Here is a 23,345-nt window from a genome sequence, read left to right as displayed (position 1 = left end):
TCATTTAGAAACTCCTTTATCTTACCCTTATGAAAAGACTTGTATTAGTACGCCACGGACAGAGTGCGTGGAATAAGAGTAACCAATTCACCGGCTGGACAGACGTTGACCTCACTGAGCAAGGTGTCGAGGAGGCACACGAGGCTGGCCGACGGCTACACAAGGCGGGCTTTCGCTTTGGCAAGGCTTACACTTCATATCTCAAGCGCGCCATTAAGACGCTGAATATTATCCTCGATGAGATGGACCTCGACTGGATCCCCGTGGAGAAATCCTGGCGTCTCAACGAGAAGCACTACGGCATGCTACAAGGACTGGACAAGTCTGAGACAGCTGCTAAGTATGGCGAGGAGCAAGTGCACATCTGGCGACGTAGCTACGACGTGCCGCCCGCACCGCTAGACCCGACCGATGAGCGTGCCCCTCAGTACGACCCACGCTATGCTGCGGTCAATCCTAACGAGCTCCCACTCACGGAGTCGCTCAAGGAGACAGTCGAGCGCATCCTTCCTTATTGGGAGAGCAACATTCGTCCAGATCTGGAGAAGTATGGCGAGATCATCGTCACGGCTCACGGCAATAGCTTGAGAGGTATCGTCAAGCACCTCAAGGGCATCTCAGACGAAGAAATCCCTGCGCTCAATCTGCCGACGGGCATCCCGTACGTCTTCGAGTTTGACGACAAGATGCAGCTGCAGCGTGACTACTTCCTCGGTGATCCCGAGCAGATAGCTAAGCTTCAGGCAGCTGTTGCTAATCAGGGCAAGAGCAAGTAACTGCGATTTATCCACTCCCTTAATTAGACAATCTCAATCATGACATACGATCTTATCATCATCGGCGGAGGACCTGCGGGCTACACAGCTGCTGAGCGTGCTGCTCGTGGAGGACTGCAGACGCTGCTCATCGAGGAGCGTGCGCTCGGAGGCGTCTGCCTCAACGAAGGGTGCATCCCTACGAAGACGCTCCTGTACTCGGCTAAAGTTTGGCAGACGGTGCAGACCGCCGCTAAGTATGGCGTCGCTTGTACTCCAGAGCAGATAGACCCCGCCAAGGTTATCTCTAGAAAGAATAAAGTCGTGCGCAAGCTCGTTGCTGGCATTCGCGCACGTATGAAGGATGCTGGCGTGACCGTGGTCACAGAGCATGCGACCGTCACAGCGCACAATAGTGACGACACCTATACAGTCACAGCAGCTGGTGAGACCTATACGGCTAAGCATCTACTCCTCTGCACGGGCTCAGAGACAGTTATCCCGCCTATCCCAGGTGTCGAGGAGGGGCACTACATTACCCACCGAGAGGCATTAGACAGCAAGGAGCTTCCCGCCTCGATCGTCATCATCGGTGGAGGCGTCATCGGTATGGAGTTTGCAGCTTACTACAACGAGATGGGCGTTACCGTCTCTGTGGTCGAGATGCTCCCCGAGATCATCAACGGGATGGACAGCGAGCTGGCTGCACTCCTGCGTGAGGAGTACACGAAGCGTGGTATCAAGTTCTACCTCCAGCACAAGGTGACGCACCTTTATGCCGATGGCGTAGAGGTCGAGTACGAGGGCGAGACCTTTAAGGTAGAGGGCGAGCAAGTGATGCTCTCCGTGGGGCGTCGTCCTGTGACCAGCTCCTTCGAGGCACTGCTCAGCCAAGGACTCGAGCTAGAGCGTCGAGGCGTTAAGACCGACGAATACCTCCGTACCTCGCTCCCCAATCTCTATGCTGCGGGCGATGTCAATGGACACTCGCTCCTAGCCCATACGGCTGTGCGTGAGGCAGAGGTAGCGGTCGACCATATCCTCGGCCGTAAGATCATCAATCCGATGAGCTACCGTGCCATCCCAGGGGTCGTCTACACGCATCCCGAGATAGCTGGCGTAGGCTTTACGGAGGACGCCCTAAAGAGTGGAGACAAAGTCTATACCAAACTGATGCTCCCGATGAGCTACTCAGGACGCTTTGTTGCCGAAAACGAGATGGCTTCAGGATACTGCAAGGTACTCGTAAACCCCGAAGGCAAGATCCTCGGAGTGCACATGCTAGGCAATCCTTGTAGCGAACTGATCGTCACCGCCGGGCTAGCCATCGAGCGTGGCATGACGGCGCACGAGTTGAGTGAAATCATCTTCCCGCACCCCTCTGTGGCTGAGATCCTCAAGGAGACGCTGGAGACCTTTCCCCGTACGCATTAATTAGTCATGAGACCTCCTCATATTGTTATCCTAGGCTTAGGAGGCGTCGGCGGATACTTCGGCGGACTGTGGACACGCTACGCTATGGAGCATCCCGACCAGCTGCGCGTCTCCTACCTCATGCGTCCAGGAGCGCACTATGATCGTGTACACAGTGAGGGGCTGCGCATCTCTTCGCCGCGTTTGGCAGAGACCGTCGTGCGTCCTAGCTGCGTCACTTGCGATCCGCAAGAGCTAGCCCCGATAGACTATCTAGTTGTCGTGACCAAGAGCTATGATCTAGCCGACAGTATACGTCCGCTTCAGCCTTATCTGACCAAAGAGAGTGCCGTCTTGCCGCTGCTCAATGGACTAGACATCCACGAGCAGCTCCGCACGATGCTCCCCGCAGAGGTCGAGCGCTGGGCGGGTGTCGCTTATATCACCGCACGGCGCACAGAGCCAGGTGTAGTGGAGAGCCACTCCGACAACGAGCGACTCTATATAGGTTCCCTCGCACGCCCCATCGGCGGTGAGCGAACGGCTAGCGAAGAGCGACTCCTCCAGATCTCTCAAGCTGCGGGCATCGACCTCGTCATCCCCGACGATCCTATGGAGGAAGTGCGCAAAAAGTACCTTATGCTCTCCAACTCAGCAGCTGCGACAGGCTACTACGATTGCAACGTCGAGGGCTTGCTCGGTGCGCATCGTGCCTTTGTCATCGGACTCACCGAAGAGCTCTGCCAGCTCTATCGTGCTAAGGGGTGGGGTATCAGCGATGCCGATCCAGTTGCCTCAGCACTCCGTCGTATAGAGCGTATGCCACCCGCCACGACCACCTCGATGAATAGTGACCTACGTAACCATCATCAGAGCGAAGTCGAGAGCCTTGTCGGCTACGTAGTCCGTGAGAGTCGTCGCTTAGGCCTCTCAGCACCACACTACGAAGAGGCTTACGCTGGCATCTTGCAGCGCATCGCGCAGCATTAATCATTAGCGTCTCGGAGCTGTCGGATCTCGTCTGACTACTCCGAGACGCTTGCTCTAATCTCTAGCCTCTAACTTCTAATATCTAACTTCTAATCTCTAATCCCCCATGAAGCGTCTACTCGTCATCTTGGTTTGCTTCCTCACTTTGCCAGCCTTTATGGTCCAAGGTCAGGAGCTAGACTCGCTCACGCAAACCTTTCATGCGAAGCCCTCTGTAGCTACCGCTACGCAGCTCGTGGAGCAAGCTACAACGCTAGGACGCAGTGATCTAGCCGTCTCAGCCTATGAGTATCTCGCTCATCAAAATGGTAAGTACCTGCCCGCTCTCTGGGAGTGCTACCTCCGGGAGTTGCGACTAGATGCACTGTCCGCTTCGCTAGAGAAGCAGAGCAAAGCGCGCAAGGCTCAGCACGCCACCGACCTCTACGCTGAGCGACTGTATGCGTTGCGACGCCTTATGGGGCATGTCCTCTGGCTAGAAGTGGCCGACACCATCACCGTCGCACGAGAGCAATTGGCTAGCTATCTCAATGGACAGGGCGTCAAAGTCTTCTCCTGTGACAGCCTAGGTCTCGGCTTCCTCACCGAGCGAGGCGATCGCTACATCAGACCGCTCCGAGAGCGACCCGATGCCCTTGTGCGTCTCGTCTATGGCGGTCTCCTTGCCAATCAGCCGATCCCCACAACCCTTCAAGCGGATGCAACGATTATTGCCGCCATCCAAGACAGTCTAGAGGCTCCCTCTTATCCTACACTAGCCCCAGACGGTATCACGCTCTACTTCTCAGCTATTAGCAAGCATGGACTGGGTGGGCGAGACCTCTATATGACCCGCCAGACCGCTTCGGGAGGCTACTTGCAGCCGGTCCCACTGGGACTCCCGTACAACAGTACGGGCGATGACCTACTTCTCGCTTTCAACGCTGAGCGCCATCTCGGCTACCTTGTCTCCGACCGCTATGCCCCCCGTGGCATGGTCACCGTTTACCGCTTTGTCTACAATGATGGCGAGGTAACGGAGGTTCCCTCCAACGATCCCGCCATCCTGCGCCAGTACGCTATGCTGCGTCCTTACCACATCACGCAGCGTCCGGATGTAGACTATGGGGTCTTGCTGAGCCAGCAAACTATCGCACAGCCTGCTCACGGCAGTGTCTCTCAGGGAGCTTTCGTCGTGGCGCCAGATGTGATCTACAGCCGTCGAGAGCAGTTTCACTCCGCCGAGGCTGCTACCCTCTACGATCAGTATCTGACGCAGCAGAAGCAGCTTACTGAGCAGGAGCAGACACTGGCTCGCCTCCGCACAGCCTATCACCAGCATAGCGGTAGCGATGCCGATCTGACCGAGATGATCCTACAGCTCGAGCGTGAGCTCCCCGCAGCCCGCAAAGCATTGCGAGCACTCGCCCAGAAGATACGTCAGCTCGAGCAATCGCAGCTCTAAGAGAACCCTATATTTAGGAAAAGCACTACCTTAGCGGGCGTTAAACCAATAAACAATCCAATCATAATGAGAAAAGAACAATTGATCCGCATCTGCCTAGCCATGCTGCTAGCCAGTACCACCCTGCTGCTCAGCTCCTGCAAGAAGGATAAGGATCCCAAAGACAAAGACCCCAAGGAGGCACTCGTCAATACCCGCTGGAAGATGGCTACAGACCTCCCAGGGCTTGACATTGACAAAGAGATCGGTGAAGTATCTGGCGAGCTTCGCTTCACTTCTCAGACGGAAGGCGAGCTGACAGCAGCTATCAAAGGGACGAAGCTCACACTCTCGGTGACTTACAGCTACGATGCTACGCAAAAGGCTTATCCCGCCACGGTAAAGATAGGAGATGATATCAACCACTTTATCTTGAAGGTCAATTGGGACACTAACATCTTGATAGCCTACGAGCTGGAAGCTGGAGTCGTCATCCCGAAGCCTATTATGTTCTTTACGCTTGTCAAGTAGCAGGATCTAAGGCTGATATCATAACCATAAACTTCTTCAAGCTATGAGGAAAGAACAGCTAGTCCGCATCTGCCTAGCCATGCTGCTAGCCAGTGCCACTCTGATGCTCAGCTCCTGCAAGAAGGATAAAGAGCCTACGGAAAAAGACCCCAAGGAGGCCCTTGTCAATACCCGCTGGAAGACCGATCTTAACATCCCAGGGCTTGACATCGATGACGAAGATCGTGACATCTCTGGAGAGCTTTACTTCACCAGTCAGACGAAGGGCGAGTTGACGATGGCTGCTGAAGGCTTGAAGTACACCGTCCCTGTGTCTTACAACTATGATGCTACGCGAAAGGCTTACGTTGCCTCTATAACGATAGAAAATGACACCAAGAACTTCATAATGAAGGTCAACTGGGATACCAACATTCTGCTCCTTTACGAACTGAAAGATGGCGTCGCACTTCCGATGCCTATGATGGGCTTTAGGCTTGTCAAGTAGTTAGGCTATAGGGTGCGATATATTTGTAGAGGCATAGCCCTACGACAAATAAGAAAGGGGTAGAGACCTAGCGGTCTTTGCCCTTTTTTTTGTCTCTGCACACCGCAGTGCCCAGTGGTTAGAATTAGAAGGTTGTTTTGCTAATTTCCCTTTTGGAACTTCCTAGTTCCAAGGGAGGACCTCTTTATTGAATAGTAATATTTTTCTAACTTTGTCGGAGTAACAAACATCGTTTTAACCAACTCATATCACAACTACCTATGCAGTATTACTTACGTGCTTCGCTACGAGGAGGTTTGCTGGCAGGTTTGCTTCTTCTCTGTGCCACGAACAGGCTAGAGGCAACTCCCTTAGCGACCCTCGCTCCAGACACAATCATCGAGCGAGATGACTACAAAGTCATTATAGAGTCTAGTAAAGATCAGACCGATGTGACACTCGTCGACTACAACGAGCGGCACCGTGTGCGCCGTATGGAGACGAACGCTTTCTCGCTAGATCGTGAGTTACGTCAGGGCCTTTCGGGCGTAGGAGGTGCACTCGGACTCTACGATGACAACAGCTTTCGCTGGGGTACGATACGTCTCTTCCCGAAGCTCTACTTCGGCTCGACGATGATGCTGGGAGATGCCTTCGCGCATGCTGCTACCCCCTGCTTCAACCACTATATGGTGGCTCCGATAGGGTATAGGTACTATATCAAGGGGCGCTACTTCGTTGGCTTTGACTTTGCTCTGGAGGGGCGCTCCTACAGCCTACGTGATGGCTACTACTTCACATCAGATAAGGAACTCAACGCACTGAATCAAGACCACTACGATGAGGAGATAGGGCTACGTCAGAGCAAGCTGGTGACACGCTATATATCGCTCCCGATCACGCTGGGGATGCGTCCTATGATGAACAGTCGTATGCGCATCGGCATCGAGGTGATCCCACAGATCAAGTACAAGGAGTATGTAATGCACAAGCAGTATGGCAATCGCCACAAGGAGCGTACGATGACAGAGGCTACGCCGCCCTTGTCGATGACTTATGGTGCTTTTATCGACTTTAGGCCTATCGGACTATACGTGCACTATACGCCTCAGTCGCTACTCCTCGTCAAAGACGCTATGAGCGGGTACAACAACAAGGGTCTCCTCACAGCTGGACTAAGTATCACCTTTTAATCGTATCGTAACTATGTACTCAAGAGTTTATACATTACCCTTATTTGCGCTAGTCACCCTACTGCTCTCTACGCTAGGAGCTGCAGGGCAGACAGGGACATCGTGTGATACGATCCAGCTAGCTGACCGCACGGTCTATGTGATGCGAGGTGAGAAAGATACTCAGATAGAGGTGGCGAGCCGACTTCCGAAGGGACAGGAGCAAAACGTACCACTCTATATAGATAGGGTATGGACGAGAGGTGGTCGTCAATCTGCTTGGAACCGCTCCCGAGTCAGTACGGTCCATAAGCAAGACGGACGGCCCGTCATCTACAAGACACTCATGGGAGATGTCTCTTATCACTTTGTAGCCTCCTTCGGTTGGAACCTTTTTACGGCTCCTGAGTGGGTTGGCAAGCAGCGCTTCTGGTGCTCTACTCGTGGGGAGTTTGGTATCTATGGCATCCTTCAGATCGGTCGTAGTCCGTGGGCTTTCAACGTAGGGACCTCGCTTGTGGGGCGTAGCTTTGCCTTTGATAAGAAGTACGCTATGCAGCGTGACGATGAGGGGCTGACTGTCCTAAAGCAGGAGTCGACAGATGTGGGTTATTCACGGACGCAGCTAGATATCCTTACTATTGAGATGCCCGTAGGTCTGTCGCTCTCGTGGGGTGAGACGAATGCGTGGAGCTCGCTTGCGGTCGTTCCTAAGATCGTCTGCCTGCAAAACTCTCGTACCCGCTCGCTCGATGAGCGTGTCAATACGCTCGTGGATAATGATCTCAACGTGCGTCCCTTCGGAGTCGATCTGCGCGGCGAGATAGGGTACGGCTTCTTCGGACTCTTCGGACAGATTAGTCTGCTCAGTACCATGCCGTCAGCACAGGCTGAGGTGAGCACGCGAGACTACTCGATAGGAATCGTGGGCCGCTTCTAGAGGAAGGACATGATAAAGCGCGGAGGAGCGATAAAGTTTGCGATCTGTCAAACTTATCGCTCCTCCGCTTGCTCCAAGAAATCAATCCCCACGTAGGAATTTCTAAATCCCTAGGTAGGAAATCGAAAATCTCCACGTGAGGAATAAAAATTCTCCACGTGGACGAGAAATAAAACTTCGGAGGAATCAAATGAAACTTCGGAGGAAATGTTTTGCCTCCACGTGGAGAATAAAAAATCTCCACGTGAGGATTTTCGATTTCCTACGTGGAGATCGAGAGAAGCTAGCAATTTATGCTTTACTCCCCTTGAATTGCGGGTAGTGCTCAGACGAGTGCTACTCGCTTTTTTGTACCTTTGTGGTGGCTCTGCGCCTTGACACTTCACTAGATGCTCACCTCCCGATCCATACAGTGGTTCACACCGATTCAGATAGCCCCTCTACCGACAGCTATGGCGGGGCGCTATGGGGATCGTATCTTGACGCTTGGCTCCTGCTTTAGTGAGCATATAGGCGAGCGTATGAGACATCTAGGGTATGACGTACTAGTCAATCCTTATGGTACGCTCTACAATCCGATCAGCATCTGTGATACGCTAGAGGATCTGCTCCTCGATGAGCAGCACCGACCCGACTACACTCCTTATATTATAGAGCGCGACGGACTCTACTATAGTCTGCGCCACCATAGTACGATCTATGGTGAGAGTCTCGAGGAGGTGCATGAGGCGACCGATCTGCTATGGCATACAGCTCACAGCCGACTAACGGAGGCGGACTGGCTCTGGATCACCCTAGGCACGACACAGGCTTATTACTTGGCAGAGGATGGCCGTGCCGTGGCAAATTGCCAGCAACTCCCCGCACGTCTCTTCGACAGACGGGACCTGACCCTCGACCTCTTGCAAGAGCGTATGCTTGCGACACTCTCTCAGCTCCTTGCAAAGCATCCACTGCAGGTAGTACTCACGGTTAGTCCCGTACGCTACCTACAGGACGGCTTGGCGGAGAGCAATTTATCAAAGAGCAAGCTTCGTATCCTCTGCGACACGCTCTGTCGTGAGCTACCAGCCTGCCACTACTTCCCCGCTTATGAGATCCTACATGACGAACTGCGGGACTACCGCTTTTACGCTAGTGACTTGACTCATCCCTCTGATGAAGCTGTCGCCTACATCGCAGATCACTTCGTCGCATACTGGGCAAGCCAAGAGGCACGTGAGGGGGAGATGCGTCAGGCGGCTCAGCGTCTGCGCAAGCTCTCACAGCATCGCCCTAAGACGCCACACGGAGCAGAGCGACTACAGACTCAGATAGCTGAGCGCATAGCACACTATCAGGAGCAATACGGAGAGAAGCTCTGCATACCCTCCATCATCGAATCGTTATGACCCCTATTACAACACTATAATGTCTACACTGCAAAACATCCTTGAGTACCTTCGTCCTATCCAGACGCATCTAGTCGATGAGCGTCCGATACGACATATCCTAACCGATAGTCGTAAGCTCACCTCTCCGAGTGACAGCCTCTTCTTCGCTATGCGTACCGCTTCGGGCGATGGACATAAATACATTCCTCAGCTCTATGAACATGGGGTGCGTGCCTTCTTCATCTGCGAGCCGATCGAGCCCTATGTGGAGCGCTATCCAGATGCTAATATCGTACAGGTGCAGGAGACGCTCCGTGCACTCCAGCAGATCGCTAGTCACTGGCGTATGCGCTACAACTACCCAGTCATCGGCATCACGGGAAGCAATGGCAAGACGGTTGTCAAGGAATATCTCTACCACCTTCTCTCAGGTTGCTATCGCATCGTACGCTCGCCAAAGAGCTACAACTCGCAGCTAGGCGTCCCGCTTTCTATACTTAATATGGAGGAGGAGTATACGCTCGCTATCTTTGAGGCGGGGATCTCGATGCCTATGGAGATGCTACGCCTCCAGCGTATCATACGGCCGACACTCGGTATATTGACCAACATTGGGGCTGCGCATCAAGAGAACTTCGTCTCACTCAATCAGAAAATCGAGGAGAAGCTCCAGCTCTTTGTCGATGCTGACCACTTTGTCTATGATGCCGACAGTGATGAGATACAGCGAGGAATTGACAACCTAGGACTCTCGGACAAAGCTATCGGCTGGAGCCTTACCCCAGGCAAAGCTTACTATCACGTCTCCTACAGCCACTCAGGGGACTGCACTACAACCATTACAGCTCAGCATGCGGACGAGAGTAGCACGGTGACCATTCCCTTTGCGGATCAAGCCTCCATACAAAACGCTACGCACTGTCTCTGTCTCATTGGTCTTCTGCCACTTACTACGGCTCAGCGCCAGGCGGTGCTAGCGCGCTTTGCAACGCTGGAGGCGATCGAGATGAGACTAGAGGTCAAAGAGGGGCAGGCAGGTAATCGCCTGATCAACGATGCTTACAATAACGACATCAATTCGCTACGTATCGCGCTAGACTTTCAGAAGCAGCGCACTGCCACTTCGCATCAGCAGGCGGTGATCATCCTCTCCGATATCTTACAGAGTGCTCAGCTACCACGAGACCTTTACAAGCAGGTAGGGGAGATGATCGCACAGTATCCCCACACGCTCTTCATCGGTGTAGGACGGGAGCTGTGCAACTATCAGGACTACTTCCAGAGGAGTGGGGAAGGGAAAACCGCCTTCTATGAGACGACCGACCAACTCCTTGCCGATGACCTGCTCGGCACCATCAGCCAGGCGGAGATCCTGGTCAAGGGGGCTAGACAGTTCCAGTTCGAGCGTATCGTACAGCACCTAGCTAAGCAGGTGCACGAGACCACGCTAGAGATAGATCTCGAGGCTTTGGTGAGCAATCTGAAGAGTTACAAGGCGCTGCTACCATCTGAGACACGGATCATCGTTATGGCTAAGGCGCAGGGCTACGGTATAGGAGCTTATGAGCTGGCTAAGGCACTGGAGCAGCAAGATCTAGCAGCTCTAGCGGTGGCACTAGCTGACGAAGGCAAGGAGCTACGCAGCAAAGGGATCCTCCTACCGATTATCGTGATGAACCCCGAGGTCGAGGCCTTTGAGGTGATGACACAGAGTCGCCTAGAGCCTGAGATCTACAACGAGCGCATACTTCGTGAGTTTGCTCGCCATGTGGAGCGTCAGGGATTGAGCCACTATCCTGTTCATATCGAGCTAGACACAGGCATGCACCGTACTGGTTTCACGCCAGATAGAGAGACCCTAGAGCATCTGGCTCAGACGCTACACGAGGTGGAGCCACTGATACGGGTGCAGAGCATCTTTACACACCTAGCAGCTGCCGATGAGCCGACGATGAGCGACTTCACGGAGCAGCAGTTTGCCCTCTATGATGAGGGTGCCGACTACCTTACGAGTCAGCTCTCTTATCGTCCTCTGCGTCACGTCCAAAACACAGCGGGCATCGAGCGATACAACCATCATCACTACGATATGGCGCGTCTAGGAGTAGGGCTATATGGTATTAGTGCTACGGGTAGTCTCACCCTCGAGCCTGTCGCTAAGCTACGCACCACGCTCCTACAGATCAAGACGATCCCTGACGGGGAGACTATCGGCTACGGACGACGTGGGCAGGTTGCCCCTGGCGGGCAAATCGGCATCATACCTATTGGTTATGCTGATGGCTATGACAGACGCTTTAGCTGTGGCGTAGGGAGCGTTATGATTCACGACACGCTCTGTCCGATCGTGGGCAACGTCTGTATGGATACCTGCATGGTCGACCTCTCGCCACTGCAGGGTAAGGTAGCAGAGGGTGACGAAGTGATCATCTTCGGCGTGCCAGGCTTACAGGTGAGTGACCTTGCAGAGCGTATAGGCACTATACCATACGAAGTCATCTCTAAGCTCTCACCGCGTATCAAGCGCACTTACTACAAGAGTTAACGCACACTTTAGTACTATTTTCCTCTTGAAAAGCTTGACAGTACTTCAAATAATCAGTAACTTAGCGGAATGTTTGAGGAGACCTATCGAAAAGGCTTACCAAGATATCAAAACACAACACTATAAATAGATAATACAATGGCTATCCAGACAAAGATCGTAGAGTGTGTCCCCAACTTTAGCGAGGGACGTGACAAAGCAAAGATTGAGCAGATTGTACAACCCTTTAGAGCAACTGAGGGGGTTAAGCTCCTAGACTACAGTAATGACGAGGATCACAACCGTTGCGTGGTGACCGTCATGGGCGAGCCTGAGGCTGTCCGCAAGTCTGTCCTCGAGGCTGTCGAGATCGCTGTTAAGGTGATCGATATGACCAAGCACGAGGGTCAGCACCCACGTATGGGCGCTGTCGACGTTATCCCCTTTATCCCCATTCGCAATATGGAGATGGAGGAGGCTATCGAGCTCTCTAAGGAGGTCGGTAAGGAGATCGGCGAGCGCATCGGTGTACCCGTCTTCCTCTATGAGAAGAGCGCCTCAGCTCCTCATCGTGAGAACCTCGCTAAGATCCGCAAGGGACAGTTCGAGGGTATGGCTGAGAAGATCCACGAGGATGAGTGGCACCCAGACTTTGGTCCAGCTGACATTCACCCCACAGCAGGTGTCGTAGCTGTCGGTGCTCGTATGCCACTTGTTGCTTACAATGTCAACCTCAACACCTCTGACCTCTCTATCGCTGATGCGATTGCTAAGAAGGTACGTCACATCGGTGGCGGTCTACGCTTCTGCAAGGCTATGGGTGTAGAGCTAACCGATAGACACATCGTACAGGTCTCTATGAACCTCACTGACTACACCAAGACAGCCGTCTATCGTGCTCACGAGATGGTACGTATGGAGGCTCGTCGCTATGGTGTCGAGATCGTTGGCGCTGAGGTCATCGGCCTCGTACCTATGAAGGCACTCATCGACTGCGCTGAGTACTACCTCGGCATTGAGAACTTCTGCGAGACCCAGATCCTGGAGCTCCGCATGATGGAGTAGTACAAAGAGAAATTAGAGGTTAGAGATTAGAGATTAGAAGTTAGAGTGGCAGGCAAGGATTATAGAGACTTGATCGTTTGGCAGAAAGCCATGCAACTGACCATAGATGTCTATAATCTTATACGCCAACTACCGCTGGAAGAGAAGTATGCGCTCTCAGACCAAATGAGACGGTCGGCTATCTCCATCCCCTCTAATATTGCAGAGGGGAATGCAAGAGAAAGTAAGAGGGATACGAATCACTTCCTACACATAGCGCAAGGTTCTCGAGCAGAGCTAGAGACACAGCTAGAGCTTTGTCTACGCATAGGCTACCTCTCAGAGACTCAGCTAAAAGAGACTCTGAGCCTCTCTGACGAAGTAGGGCGTATGCTTGCAGGTCTCATTAAATCTCTAAAGTCTAACCTTTAATTTCTAACCTCTAACTTCTAACCTCTAACCTCTAACTTCTAAAATCTAATGTCCAATCTCTATCTATACAACATCGGTCAGATCGTGACCCGTCCAGGCTCTACCGCACAGCACGGTGCTGAAGCGATGCGCCAGATCGGAGTCATCGAGGGACCAGCCGCCATCATCGTACGACAAGGCAAGATAGCCTTCGTCGGAACCATGCTAGAAGCTGAGCAAGTAGACCATACCGACTGCGTCGCTTATGACGCTCAGGGCGGGTGCGTCCTGCCAGGCTTCGTCGATAGTCACACCCACCTCATCTTCGGGGGCTACCGTGAGGACGAGTTCCAGTGGCGACTAGCTGGCGACAGCTATATGAGCATCATGGAGCGTGGTGGGGGTATAGCTAACACGATGAAGGCTACCCGCAGCGCAACGGCTGAGGAACTCACCCAGCGTGCCTCTGCACATCTAGACGCCATGCTATCTATGGGTGTCACGACCGTTGAGGCTAAGAGTGGCTATGGTATGGAGCTTGACACAGAGATCAAGCAGCTAGAGGTCATTCGGACGCTACAGGAGCAGCACCCGATAGACCTTTATCCCACTTTCATGGGAGCTCACGACACCCCGCCCGAGTACAAGGGTTGCTCCACAGACTTCATTCACTACCTCTGTGACACGGTCATGCCAGTAGTCGTAGAGCGAGGCTTGGCAGAGTGCTGCGACATCTTTACAGAGAAAGGAGTCTTCGACCATGAGCAGACACGCATCCTCTTGACTCGTGCTAAGGAGCTGGGACTCAAGGTCAAGATGCATGCCGATGAGATCGTCTCTTTCGGCGGTGCTGAGCTAGCAGCCGAGCTAGGATGTCTCTCTGCGGATCACCTACTACAGATCTCTGATAAAGGTATCCAAGCATTGGCTCAGAGCGACACGGTGGCTACCTGCCTCCCCTGTACCGCCTTCAGCCTAGGCGAAAAGTATGCGCCAGCACGTCGTATGATCGATGCAGGCTGCGCTGTAGCCGTGGCTTCTGACCTCAATCCAGGAAGCTGCTTCAGTTCCTCCATCCCATTGATGTTTGCTCTAGCAACTATCTATATGGGTATGACCGTCGAGGAGGCCGTCACCGCACTCACGCTCAATGGCGCTGCTGCCATCGGTCGTGCGGATCAGATAGGTAGCATCGAGGTAGGCAAGGCGGGTGACTTAGCACTCCTACGCTTCCCCTCGTACAAGTTCCTCTCCTACCACTTTGGTGTCAACCTCGTACGAGCCACCATTAAGGCGGGTACCGTTTACGAAAACAAACTTGTGACCCCCACACCCAGCGTCTAGCGTTCTAGCAAGGTTAGTCGCACCCCAGCTAATTAACTAACAAACAATCTCAATCATTCTATGAATAATAGTCTAACAGACTTGACCGTCAAGGGTTTTCTTGACACTACTGCAGGCAAAGATCCTGTACCTGGAGGTGGTAGCATCTCAGCACTTTGTGGTTCCATCGCAGCCGCTCTCACGGAGATGGTCGCAGGACTCACCATTGGCAAGAAGAAGTATGCCGAGGTCGAGGAGCAGATGAAGCAACTCGTCGAGCGTGTGCAGGAGATCCGTCACCAGTTGATCCTAGATGTAGATCGTGATAGCGAGGCTTACAACGTTGTCTTTGCAGCTTTCCAAATGCCCAAAGAGACTGACGAGCAGAAGGCAGCACGCTCTGCCCAGATTCAAGAGGCTACCAAGATTGCTGCCAACGTACCTATGGAGGTAGCTCGCCGTGTCTACAGCCTGCTAAGTGATATCGAGGAGGTCGTCTCCAATGGTAACCAAAACGCCGTCACCGATGGCTGTGTCGCTATGATGTCTGCACGCAATGCGATCATCGGGGCACTCTTTAACGTACGCATCAACCTAACCTCCATCAAGGATGAGCAGTACGTCGCAGACATGACCGCTGAGGCTGATCGTCTCGAGCGTGAGGTGATCGAGCGTGAGGCTAAGGTCATAGAGTATACTAAGGAAGCTTGCAAATAAAGAAACATGTCAGCACGTAAATCATTCGCCATCGGTAGCGAGCAGCTCACCATCGAGCTATGCCGAGAGTATCTAGAGAACCACTTCGAGCTAACCCTCTCACCAGAGGCTATCAAGCGTATCGAGCACTGTCGCAACTACCTAGACCGCAAGGTCGAGGAGGTCGACAAGCCTATCTACGGTGTCACCACGGGCTTCGGTTCACTCTGTAACCGCACGATCTCACCTGATCAGCTCACCAAGCTTCAGGAAAACATCGTCAAGAGCCACGCTTGTAGCTGTGGTGACGAGGTCGCAGCCCCCATTATTCGCCTTATGCTCCTCCTGAAGGCTCATGCTCTGCAGATCGGCAATAGTGGTGTACAGGTAGAAACCGTACAGCGCATCGTTGACATGCTCAATGCGGATGTCCTACCCGTCGTCTATGATCGCGGTTCGCTAGGTGCTTCAGGCGACTTAGCTCCTCTAGCCAACCTCTTCCTACCGCTCATCGGTTACGGCGAGGTACGCTACAAGGGAGAGAAGCTTCCCTCCTGCGAGGTCCTCGGCAAGTTCGGCTGGGAGCCCATCAAGCTCAAGAGCAAAGAGGGTCTGGCCCTGCTCAATGGTACTCAGTTTATGAGTTCACACGGTGTCTATGCCCTCATACAGGCAGAGCGCCTCAAGCTAGCCGCCGACTGGTGCGCAGCACTCTCACTAGAGGCATTCGCTGGACTAGACGCTCCCTACGATGATCGTCTGCACCAGATACGTCCACACCAGGGACAGATACAGGTCGCAGCCCATATGCGTGAGCTACTCAAGGGCAGCGAGATGATTGCTAAGCCCAAGCCCCAGGTACAGGATCCATATAGCTTCCGTTGTGTGCCACAGGTTCACGGAGCTTCGCGTGACGCTATCGCTTACGTGCGCAGTGTCGTCGAGACTGAGATCAACTCTGTTACGGACAATCCCACCGTCTTCCCCGATGACGATATGGTTGTATCAGGTGGTAACTTCCATGGCCAGCCTCTAGCGATCGTCTACGACTTCCTCGCTATAGCACTCGCTGAGCTAGGCAATATCTCAGAGCGTCGTGTCGCTCAGCTCATTCTCGGTCTACGCGACCTGCCTGAGTTCCTCGTTGCCAACCCTGGACTCAACAGTGGCTTCATGATCCCGCAGTATGCAGCAGCCGCTATGGTTAGCCAGAACAAGATGTACTGCCACTCAGCAGCTAGCGACAGCATCGTCTCCAGCAATGGTCAGGAGGATCACGTCTCTATGGGAGCCAACGCAGCGACGAAGCTGATGCCTCTCATCGCCAACCTCTATCGTCTCTTCGGTATCGAGCTACTCAATGCAGCTCAGGCGATCGAGTTCCGTCGTCCTATGAAGACCTCGGAGCGTCTCGAGGGCTTCCTCGCTAGCTTCCGCAAGGTATGTCCTCGTGTCGAGGATGACGTCGTCATGTACGAGCAGATGAACAAGGCTGAGGAGCTCATCAAGACCTTCCCCTTTGAGTAAGCACTTGTTATAAGGAATAGTGTAGGGGGGCATCGCCCCTCACACTACACCCCAACCGTGAGCGTGTTGACCTCCATAGTCAGCACGCTCATTTTGTTTGCCATAGCCTGATAGCGCTTGTGGCGTGTCCGAGAAGCGACTATCAATGATTTCGTGGAAAGCTAGAATTACCTACAGTGTGTCCTACAGATTGAGACTTGTTGTTGTGTCGCGCTTCTTTATGGTCTGTTGAGACGCGTGGAAACTACAGAGAGACGCTCAGTGCATCTTTAATTAATGGGTGCTGGGAATTAGCTGATTTGTCCCCAGTGGTGTGCGTTGGGGTGGATGCGTTCGAGGTTGATGCGGTAGAGCTCTGTGTCGGGCTTGTCGAGGAGAGGGCTGTAGTCGAGGAGGTAGTTGACGTCTAGTCGCGTGAGGGCTAGGAGGTTGTAGTCTGCCACGGGGTCGGCTATGCGGATGCCCGCTAGAGTACCGCTCTGCCGTGTCCCCTCCATCTGTCCGAAGCCTCGTAGGCGCATATCCTCCTCGGCAATTTTGAATCCGTCTTGCGTGGCGACCATCGTGTCGATGCGTTGCTTGGCATCGCCCTGCAGGTCGTCGGGCGTGACGAGGATACAGTAGCTCTTGTCGCCACCACGCCCCACACGCCCCCGCAGCTGATGTAGCTGTGCCAGTCCGAAGCGCTGTGCATCGTTGATCACCATAACCGTAGCGTTTGGCACGTTGACGCCCACCTCTATGACCGTCGTGGCAAGGAGTATCGGCACCTCACCCGAGGCAAAGCGCTCCATCTGCTCCGCCTTGTCCTCAGCGCTGAGTCGTCCGTGAACGTAGACGACTCGCTCTTCGCCAAAGCGCTCTACGTACTCCTTGTAGCCCACCTCTAGATTGGCAAAGTCAGACTCCTCGGTTCCTTCGATCATAGGGAAGACGACGTAGATCTGCTGTCCACGATTGATCGTTTCGTTGATGAGGCTGTAGAGCGTTTTTTTCTTCTTTTCTGCTATCTGGACGGTGGTGATCGGTTTACGTCCAGGGGGCATCTCGTCTATGACCGAGACCTCGAGGTCGCCATACATCGTCATGGCTAGGGTGCGGGGTATCGGGGTGGCACTCATGACGAGTATGTGGGGGAGGGTCAGCACATTCTTGCCCCAAAGCTTGGAACGCTGGGCTACGCCAAAGCGGTGCTGCTCGTCGATGACGGCCATGCCAAGCTTGTGAAAGGCGACCCGCTCCTCTAATATAGCGTGTGTGCCGATCAAGATGGAGAGGCTGCCATTGGCTAGGGCGGACAGGGTCTCACGTCGCTCTCGCGTCTTGCTGCTCCCTGTGAGGAGCGCTATGGAAACGTCTAGCCCCTCGACGAACTCGGAGATAGTCTCGTAGTGTTGCTGCGCTAGGATCTCCGTGGGGGCGAGCATGCAGGCTTGGTAGCCATTGTCTACGGCTAGGAGCATAGCAAAGAGTGCGACGAGGGTCTTGCCGCTGCCCACGTCCCCCTGCAGGAGGCGATTCATCTGAGCTCCCGAGTTGGTGTCCCGACGTATCTCACGGAGGACCCGCTTTTGCGCTCCCGTGAGGTCGTAGGGTAGTGCGTAGTATAGGCCGTTGAAGAGCTTGCCCACCTGATCTAAGCGGTAGCCCTCGTAGCGCATACGCTGCATGACGGCTAGGCGACGCAGGTAGAGGTTGAGGTAAAAGAGTTCGTCGTACTTCAGTCTGAACTTAGCCACCTGCGCCTGCTCGACACTCTGTGGGTGATGAATCCACCTGATAGCAGTCTGGAGAGGTGCTAGATGACGGTGCGCTACAAGTGGCTCGGAGAGCGTCTCGGGAATGGAGAAGTAAGGGCTCTGGAGAAGCTGGTCTATGTAGCGACCTAAGAAAGCGGAGTCGATGCGGGCACGCTTGAGCCGCTCAGTAGTTCGGTAGACTGGTTGGTACCCTCCGACGGATGGGCTTGGCTTGTCTGCAGGTTTGATCTCTGGATGTGTGATCTGCAGCTGATTGTTGAAGAGCTGTAGCTTGCCGTAGACGATATATTTGCAGCCCGGGGTGAGCGCACGCTGTATGTAGTTGTGCCCTTTGAACCAAACCAATAGTAACTCGCCCGTGTCGTCCATAAGGCGTGCCGAGAGGTTGCTCTTGCGTCCCAGCGAGGGTGCGCTAAAGGGCTGTAAGATCCCCTCGACCTGTACCTCAGTCATAGAGGGTGTGAGTGTCCCTATGGGATAGATGACCCGCCGGTCAGCATAGCGGTAGGGGATGTAGTAGAGCAGGTCCCGATAGGTGTGTAGATCAAGCTCTTCGGCTATTAGCTGAGCCCGCTTGGTTCCCAGTCCAGGAAGATCTGCTAAGGGGGTGGTCAAGAAGCTCATAGCAGTATGGGCGGGGGACAGTCTATCTACTCGAAAGGAGTTTCTTGGTGAGGCGTAAGCGCTCCTGACGGGATATAGACAGGAGATGCTCACCCCAGTAGAGCTGATCAGGCGTTGTGATCTTGATATTCTCCGTAGTGTCAGGTACTAAGGCAAGATCGCTGTAGAGCTGATCATAGACAGAGCAGTCGTCGGTGAAACTCTCCTGAAAGGGCTGCTGGTAAGCCTCCTTGATGCGCTCGGACCAGAAGACCTGAGGCGTACGCACCAAGCGGTAGTGACTACGGTTTATTGCTTGTGAAGGCTGCGGCTGTTTGCCATCTTCGGGTAGATAGCGCAAGCTCTCCGTGAGCTGTAGCACAGGCACAGCGGCACCCACTCGTTGAGCCTCTTCGTAGCATTTGTTCACGACCGCTCCAGAGACAAAAGGTCGTACCGCATCGTGTATACCAACGAGTACTCCGTCAGGAACGACACGCAGAGCTCTCTGGACGGTATCAAATCGTCTTCTGCCAGCGACAGTCAGATGGACACGGTCGGCAAGACCCATCGTTTGGAGCATGTCCTCAACGATGATACGGTAGTCGTAAGATATGCCGAGGACGATGTAGTCCACATGCTTCGCTAGAGCCTCTATGGTGTGCTGAAGGATTGTTTTGCCTCCTAGTCGGATGTATTGCTTGGGTAGTTCAGCACCCATACGGACGCCTGACCCTCCAGAAGGGATGATGAGATATCTTTTAATATGATCTGACGCAGTTATTACTTGCTCCATATTTGTAGTAGGTGGTCAAGAGGAGGGTTACTTCTCTCTGAGGAAGATGTTGATCGGAGTACCGCAGAAGTCCCAGTTCTTGCGGATTTGATTTTCGAGAAAACGCTTGTACGGCTCGCGTACCCATTGGGGCAGGTTCGCATAAAAAGCAAAAGACGGGACCGCCGTGGGGAGCTGCTGTACGAATTTGATCTTGATGTACTTACCCTTGATAGAGGGTGGAGGAGTCTTCTCGATCAGAGGTAGTAGTACTTGGTTGAGCTGGTGTGTCGGGATGCGGGTCGAGCGCATATCGTAGACATGCTGTGCCGTCTCGATCACCTTCAGGATGCGCTGCTTATTGAGTGCTGAGATGAAGATAATAGGGAAGTCGGTAAAGGGGGCAAACCGCGCACGGATCGCCTCCTCCATAGTGCGCTGCACGGGCATGCTCTTGTCCTCGACGAGGTCCCACTTATTGACGCAAACGACAAGCCCCTTGTTGTTGCGCTGGATCACACGAAAGATGTTGGCATCTTGAGCCTCAATACCTCTCGTGGCATCGATCAGCATGATGCATACATCAGCATTTTCGATAGCACGGATAGCACGGATCACCGAGTAATACTCGAGGTCTTCGTTGACCTTGCCCTTCTTGCGGATGCCCGCTGTATCAACGAGGTAGAAGTGCTGGTTGAACTTGTCGTACTCAGCAAAGATGCTGTCACGCGTCGTGCCAGAGCGGTCAGTGACGATGTTTCGCTCCTCACCGATGAGAGCGTTAAGGAGTGAAGACTTACCCGCATTTGGTCTGCCCACGATCGCAAAGCGAGGCAGCTCAAGGAGAGGCTCATGATTGCCCTCCTTAGGGAGTAGCTCTAAGATATGGTCTAGGAGATCGCCCGTCGAGGAGCCGTTGATCGCCGAGATAGGGTAGGGGTCGCCAATGCCTAGGGTGTAAAACTCCGCTGCATCGTTGTGCTGGGTGAAGTTGTCCGCCTTATTGGCAACCAGTATGACAGGCTTGTTGGTCTGTCGGAGCATCAGAGCTATCTCGTCGTCTAGATCGGTTACGCCGTTGAGTATATCTACGACAAAGAGTATCAGGTCAGCCTCTTCAACCGCTATGCGCACCTGCTTATTGATCTCCTCCTCGAAGACATCGTCGCTGCGCAAGACCCATCCGCCTGTGTCTACAATCGAAAAGGTACGCTCGCACCAAGTGACGTGACCATACTGTCGGTCACGTGTCGTACCCGCCTCCTCTGTGACGATCGCTTGGCGGGAGCGGGTCAGACGATTGAAGAGGGTACTCTTGCCCACATTGGGGCGTCCTACGATGGCTACTAGATTACTCATAGCTTGATGTCTCTTATAGACTATGTCAGTCTGCTTAGTATGTAAATAGGTGCGTCAAAAGCAGCTCATCGGCTAGATGTCATAGCCGAACTGTGTCAATGCTTGATCGCTCTGACGCCAATCCTTATCCACACGAACCAATAGTGTCAGGTGGATATGCTTGTCAAAGAATCGCTCTAGATCTTTTCGTGCCGAGGTGCCTAGGCGCTTGATGGCTGAGCCTTTGTGCCCGATGATGATTCCCTTTTGCGACTCACGCTCTACGAGGATCACGCAGCGCATGTCGATCCGGTCGGGACTCTCGACAAACTCCTCTACGACTACCTCCACAGCGTACGGCACCTCCTGGTGATAGTACTGGAGCGCCTTCTCGCGGATGATCTCCGAGACGAAGAAGCGTGCTGGCCGATCGGTCAGAGCATCCTGCTCGAAGTAAGGCGGCGACACAGGGAGTAGCTCCTCGATGCGCTTCTTGAGCGGAGCTAGGTTAAACTGCCTCAATGCCGACACAGGGATAATCTCCGCCTGTGGAATGATGCTGTGCCAGTAGTCGACTAGCTCCTCCAGATGCTTCTGGTCAGTCAGATCTACCTTATTAATGACAACAATGATCGGGCAGGAGAGTCGCTGTACACGCTCCACGAAGTCGTGATGCTTGTCTCGCTCCTCCATCGTGTCGGTGACGTAGAGCAGCAGGTCGGCATCCTCTAGAGCCTGTTCCGAGTAAGCACGCATGCGTTCCTGCAGCTTGTAGCTAGGCTGTAGCACACCGGGCGTATCGCTGTAGACCACCTGCATGTGGTCGCTATTGACGATGCCTAGGATGCGGTGCCGCGTCGTCTGCGCCTTGCTCGTGATGATCGAGATGCGCTCTCCGACCAGGTAGTTCATCAGCGTCGACTTACCCACATTGGGGTTGCCGACGATACTCACGAAGCCGCTCTTGTAGCCCTCTGGCAAGGACTTACCGGCGAGGTGCTGTAGCTCCGTCATAGCCCCAAACTAAATAGACTGCTCCCCACGTGTACCCTGCACCGAAGGAGCTTAGGATGAGCTTGTCGCCCTTCTTGAGCTTAGGCTCATACTCCCAGAGGCAAATAGGTATCGTTGCAGAGGAAATGTTGCCATACTTCTGAATGGTCACCATCACCTTATCCATCGGCACTCCGGTGTACTCCGAGACCGCCTGGATGATACGCATATTAGCTTGGTGAGGTACGACCCAAGCGACATCATCGTTGGTCAGGTGGTTGCGCTTCATCACCTCACGGCTCACACGAGCCATGTCGAGGACTGCATTCTTAAAAACATGCTGCCCCTCCTGATAGACAAAGTGCTCACGCCGTGCGACCGTCTCCGCTGTGGCAGGACTAGCCGATCCACCCGACTTCATGATCAGGTGCGAGCGTCCATTGCCATCCGTTTTGAAGAGGGCATCCTGTACGCCTAGCGAAGTATCTTCCGTACGCTCCAGCAGGACGCATCCTGAGCCGTCGCCAAAGAGCGGACTCGTCTGGCGGTCGGTGTAGTCAATCGCTGCGGACATCTTCTCAGTAGCCACGACGATCAGTCGCTTGTACTGTCCTGAGCGAATGAAGTTAGCACCTGTCTCTAGGGCGTAGAGCCAGCTAGGACAGGCCGAGTTGATGTCAAAGGTAAAAGCGTGCCGACACCCAGTCTCAAAGGCTACAATTGAAGAGGTCGAGGGGAAGTGATAGTCGGCCGTATTCGTCGCTAGTATGACACCTTCTACGGTAAGTGGGTCTATATTCCAGCGCTCCAACATCTGGCGAACAGCTTGGATAGCGAGGTAGGAGGCGCCGAGGCTCTTGTCCTTGAGTATGCGGCGCTCCTTGATGCCTACACGTGTCATAATCCACTCGTCGGTGGTGTCGACCATCTGCTCTAGGTCGGCATTAGTCAGTCGATCCTCCGGTAGGTAAGCACCTACGGCAGTGATCATCGCATTGTATTGGGTCGAAATCATGTACTATTTGGAACTACTCGGAAATGGTATTCGGTTGCTAAGGTAGTAAAAATCGACCAACGAACGTACATCTAGCTCGAAATATCTCAGCCGTTTATCTCGAAAAGTGACTCGACAAATAGGTATAGCTGATTGTCTATCAGTGAGATATCGCCGTGTTGTATCCTCTAATTAGACAAGCATCTCGGTGGACGGCGGCTAAACCCTCCGTGGACGCTTTCGCTTTCCTCCCTTGGAAATTCAACTTTCCTCCCTTGGAAACTCAACTTTCCC

At 53.5% G+C, this 23,345-nt stretch carries 20 protein-coding genes; 15 read left to right on the top strand and 5 right to left on the bottom strand.

Features of this window, described 5'->3' with window-relative positions; genetic code table 11:
- The first annotated feature begins 29 nt into the window (after positions 1-29).
- The 15 genes from gpmA to hutH all read left to right on the top strand — a co-directional run bounded on the left by gpmA (position 30) and on the right by hutH (position 16,588).
- Entirely contained in the window at positions 30-776 is a 747-nt protein-coding gene (gene gpmA, locus PORAS_RS06805) for a 2,3-diphosphoglycerate-dependent phosphoglycerate mutase (protein ID WP_013760681.1), read from the top strand.
- A 39-nt stretch (positions 777-815) separates the two neighbouring features.
- A complete protein-coding gene (lpdA, locus tag PORAS_RS06800; RefSeq protein ID WP_013760680.1) occupies positions 816-2,189 on the top strand; it encodes a dihydrolipoyl dehydrogenase in 1,374 nt (457 codons plus the stop codon).
- A 6-nt stretch (positions 2,190-2,195) separates the two neighbouring features.
- On the top strand, positions 2,196-3,158 hold the full coding sequence (locus tag PORAS_RS06795; protein WP_013760679.1) for a ketopantoate reductase family protein: 963 nt from the start codon (positions 2,196-2,198) through the stop codon (positions 3,156-3,158).
- A gap of 106 nt (positions 3,159-3,264) precedes the next feature.
- Positions 3,265-4,602 carry a hypothetical protein gene (locus PORAS_RS06790; RefSeq protein ID WP_013760678.1) on the top strand — a complete coding sequence of 446 codons (1,338 nt, stop codon included), beginning with the start codon at positions 3,265-3,267 and terminating at the stop codon, positions 4,600-4,602.
- A 66-nt stretch (positions 4,603-4,668) separates the two neighbouring features.
- Positions 4,669-5,112 (top strand): hypothetical protein, encoded by a 444-nt coding sequence (locus tag PORAS_RS06785; protein ID WP_004331129.1) that lies wholly within the window; start codon positions 4,669-4,671, stop codon positions 5,110-5,112.
- A gap of 43 nt (positions 5,113-5,155) precedes the next feature.
- Positions 5,156-5,599, top strand: coding sequence for a hypothetical protein (locus PORAS_RS06780; RefSeq protein ID WP_004331124.1), 444 nt, complete (start codon positions 5,156-5,158; stop codon positions 5,597-5,599).
- 260 nt (positions 5,600-5,859) lie between these two features.
- Positions 5,860-6,771: a hypothetical protein gene (locus PORAS_RS06775; protein ID WP_004331146.1), complete on the top strand. Its 912-nt coding sequence runs from the start codon at positions 5,860-5,862 to the stop codon at positions 6,769-6,771.
- A gap of 13 nt (positions 6,772-6,784) precedes the next feature.
- Positions 6,785-7,690: a hypothetical protein gene (locus PORAS_RS06770; protein ID WP_013760677.1), complete on the top strand. Its 906-nt coding sequence runs from the start codon at positions 6,785-6,787 to the stop codon at positions 7,688-7,690.
- A gap of 389 nt (positions 7,691-8,079) precedes the next feature.
- Positions 8,080-9,081, top strand: coding sequence for a GSCFA domain-containing protein (locus PORAS_RS06765; RefSeq protein WP_013760676.1), 1,002 nt, complete (start codon positions 8,080-8,082; stop codon positions 9,079-9,081).
- A 19-nt stretch (positions 9,082-9,100) separates the two neighbouring features.
- Positions 9,101-11,608 carry a bifunctional UDP-N-acetylmuramoyl-tripeptide:D-alanyl-D-alanine ligase/alanine racemase gene (locus PORAS_RS06760; protein WP_013760675.1) on the top strand — a complete coding sequence of 836 codons (2,508 nt, stop codon included), beginning with the start codon at positions 9,101-9,103 and terminating at the stop codon, positions 11,606-11,608.
- A 138-nt stretch (positions 11,609-11,746) separates the two neighbouring features.
- Complete coding sequence (ftcD, locus tag PORAS_RS06755) at positions 11,747-12,652, top strand: glutamate formimidoyltransferase (RefSeq protein WP_004331145.1); 906 nt, start codon at positions 11,747-11,749, stop codon at positions 12,650-12,652.
- Between the two features lie 45 nt (positions 12,653-12,697).
- The gene (locus PORAS_RS06750) at positions 12,698-13,063 is read left to right on the top strand and encodes a four helix bundle protein (protein WP_004331135.1); all 366 of its coding nucleotides are present in this window, start codon (positions 12,698-12,700) and stop codon (positions 13,061-13,063) included.
- Between the two features lie 48 nt (positions 13,064-13,111).
- Positions 13,112-14,386 carry an imidazolonepropionase gene (gene hutI / locus PORAS_RS06745; RefSeq protein ID WP_013760674.1) on the top strand — a complete coding sequence of 425 codons (1,275 nt, stop codon included), beginning with the start codon at positions 13,112-13,114 and terminating at the stop codon, positions 14,384-14,386.
- A gap of 60 nt (positions 14,387-14,446) precedes the next feature.
- Positions 14,447-15,082, top strand: a complete 636-nt coding sequence (locus PORAS_RS06740; protein ID WP_004331140.1) for a cyclodeaminase/cyclohydrolase family protein — start codon at positions 14,447-14,449, stop codon at positions 15,080-15,082.
- A gap of 6 nt (positions 15,083-15,088) precedes the next feature.
- Entirely contained in the window at positions 15,089-16,588 is a 1,500-nt protein-coding gene (gene hutH / locus PORAS_RS06735) for a histidine ammonia-lyase (protein ID WP_004331143.1), read from the top strand.
- Positions 16,589-16,878: 290 nt separating this feature from the next.
- On the opposite strand, the gene recG is transcribed toward hutH, so the two are convergent.
- The 5 genes from recG to PORAS_RS06710 form a co-directional block, all read right to left on the bottom strand.
- Positions 16,879-18,993: an ATP-dependent DNA helicase RecG gene (gene recG, locus PORAS_RS06730; protein ID WP_342626111.1), complete on the bottom strand. Its 2,115-nt coding sequence runs from the start codon at positions 18,991-18,993 to the stop codon at positions 16,879-16,881.
- Between the two features lies 1 nt (position 18,994).
- Positions 18,995-19,747, bottom strand: coding sequence for an IspD/TarI family cytidylyltransferase (locus PORAS_RS06725; protein WP_013760672.1), 753 nt, complete (start codon positions 19,745-19,747; stop codon positions 18,995-18,997).
- 27 nt (positions 19,748-19,774) lie between these two features.
- A complete protein-coding gene (der, locus tag PORAS_RS06720; protein ID WP_013760671.1) occupies positions 19,775-21,085 on the bottom strand; it encodes a ribosome biogenesis GTPase Der in 1,311 nt (436 codons plus the stop codon).
- 72 nt (positions 21,086-21,157) lie between these two features.
- Entirely contained in the window at positions 21,158-22,078 is a 921-nt protein-coding gene (gene era, locus PORAS_RS06715) for a GTPase Era (protein WP_004330604.1), read from the bottom strand.
- The gene (locus PORAS_RS06710; RefSeq protein ID WP_013760670.1) at positions 22,050-23,072 is read right to left on the bottom strand and encodes a beta-ketoacyl-ACP synthase III; all 1,023 of its coding nucleotides are present in this window, start codon (positions 23,070-23,072) and stop codon (positions 22,050-22,052) included. Before PORAS_RS06710 ends, era begins: the two co-directional genes overlap by 29 nt.
- Between the last annotated feature and the right edge of the window lie 273 nt (positions 23,073-23,345).

Source organism: Porphyromonas asaccharolytica DSM 20707 (assembly GCF_000212375.1).
Classification (GTDB): Bacteria; Bacteroidota; Bacteroidia; order Bacteroidales; family Porphyromonadaceae; genus Porphyromonas; species Porphyromonas asaccharolytica.
This window is presented reverse-complemented; position numbering and strand designations above follow the sequence as displayed.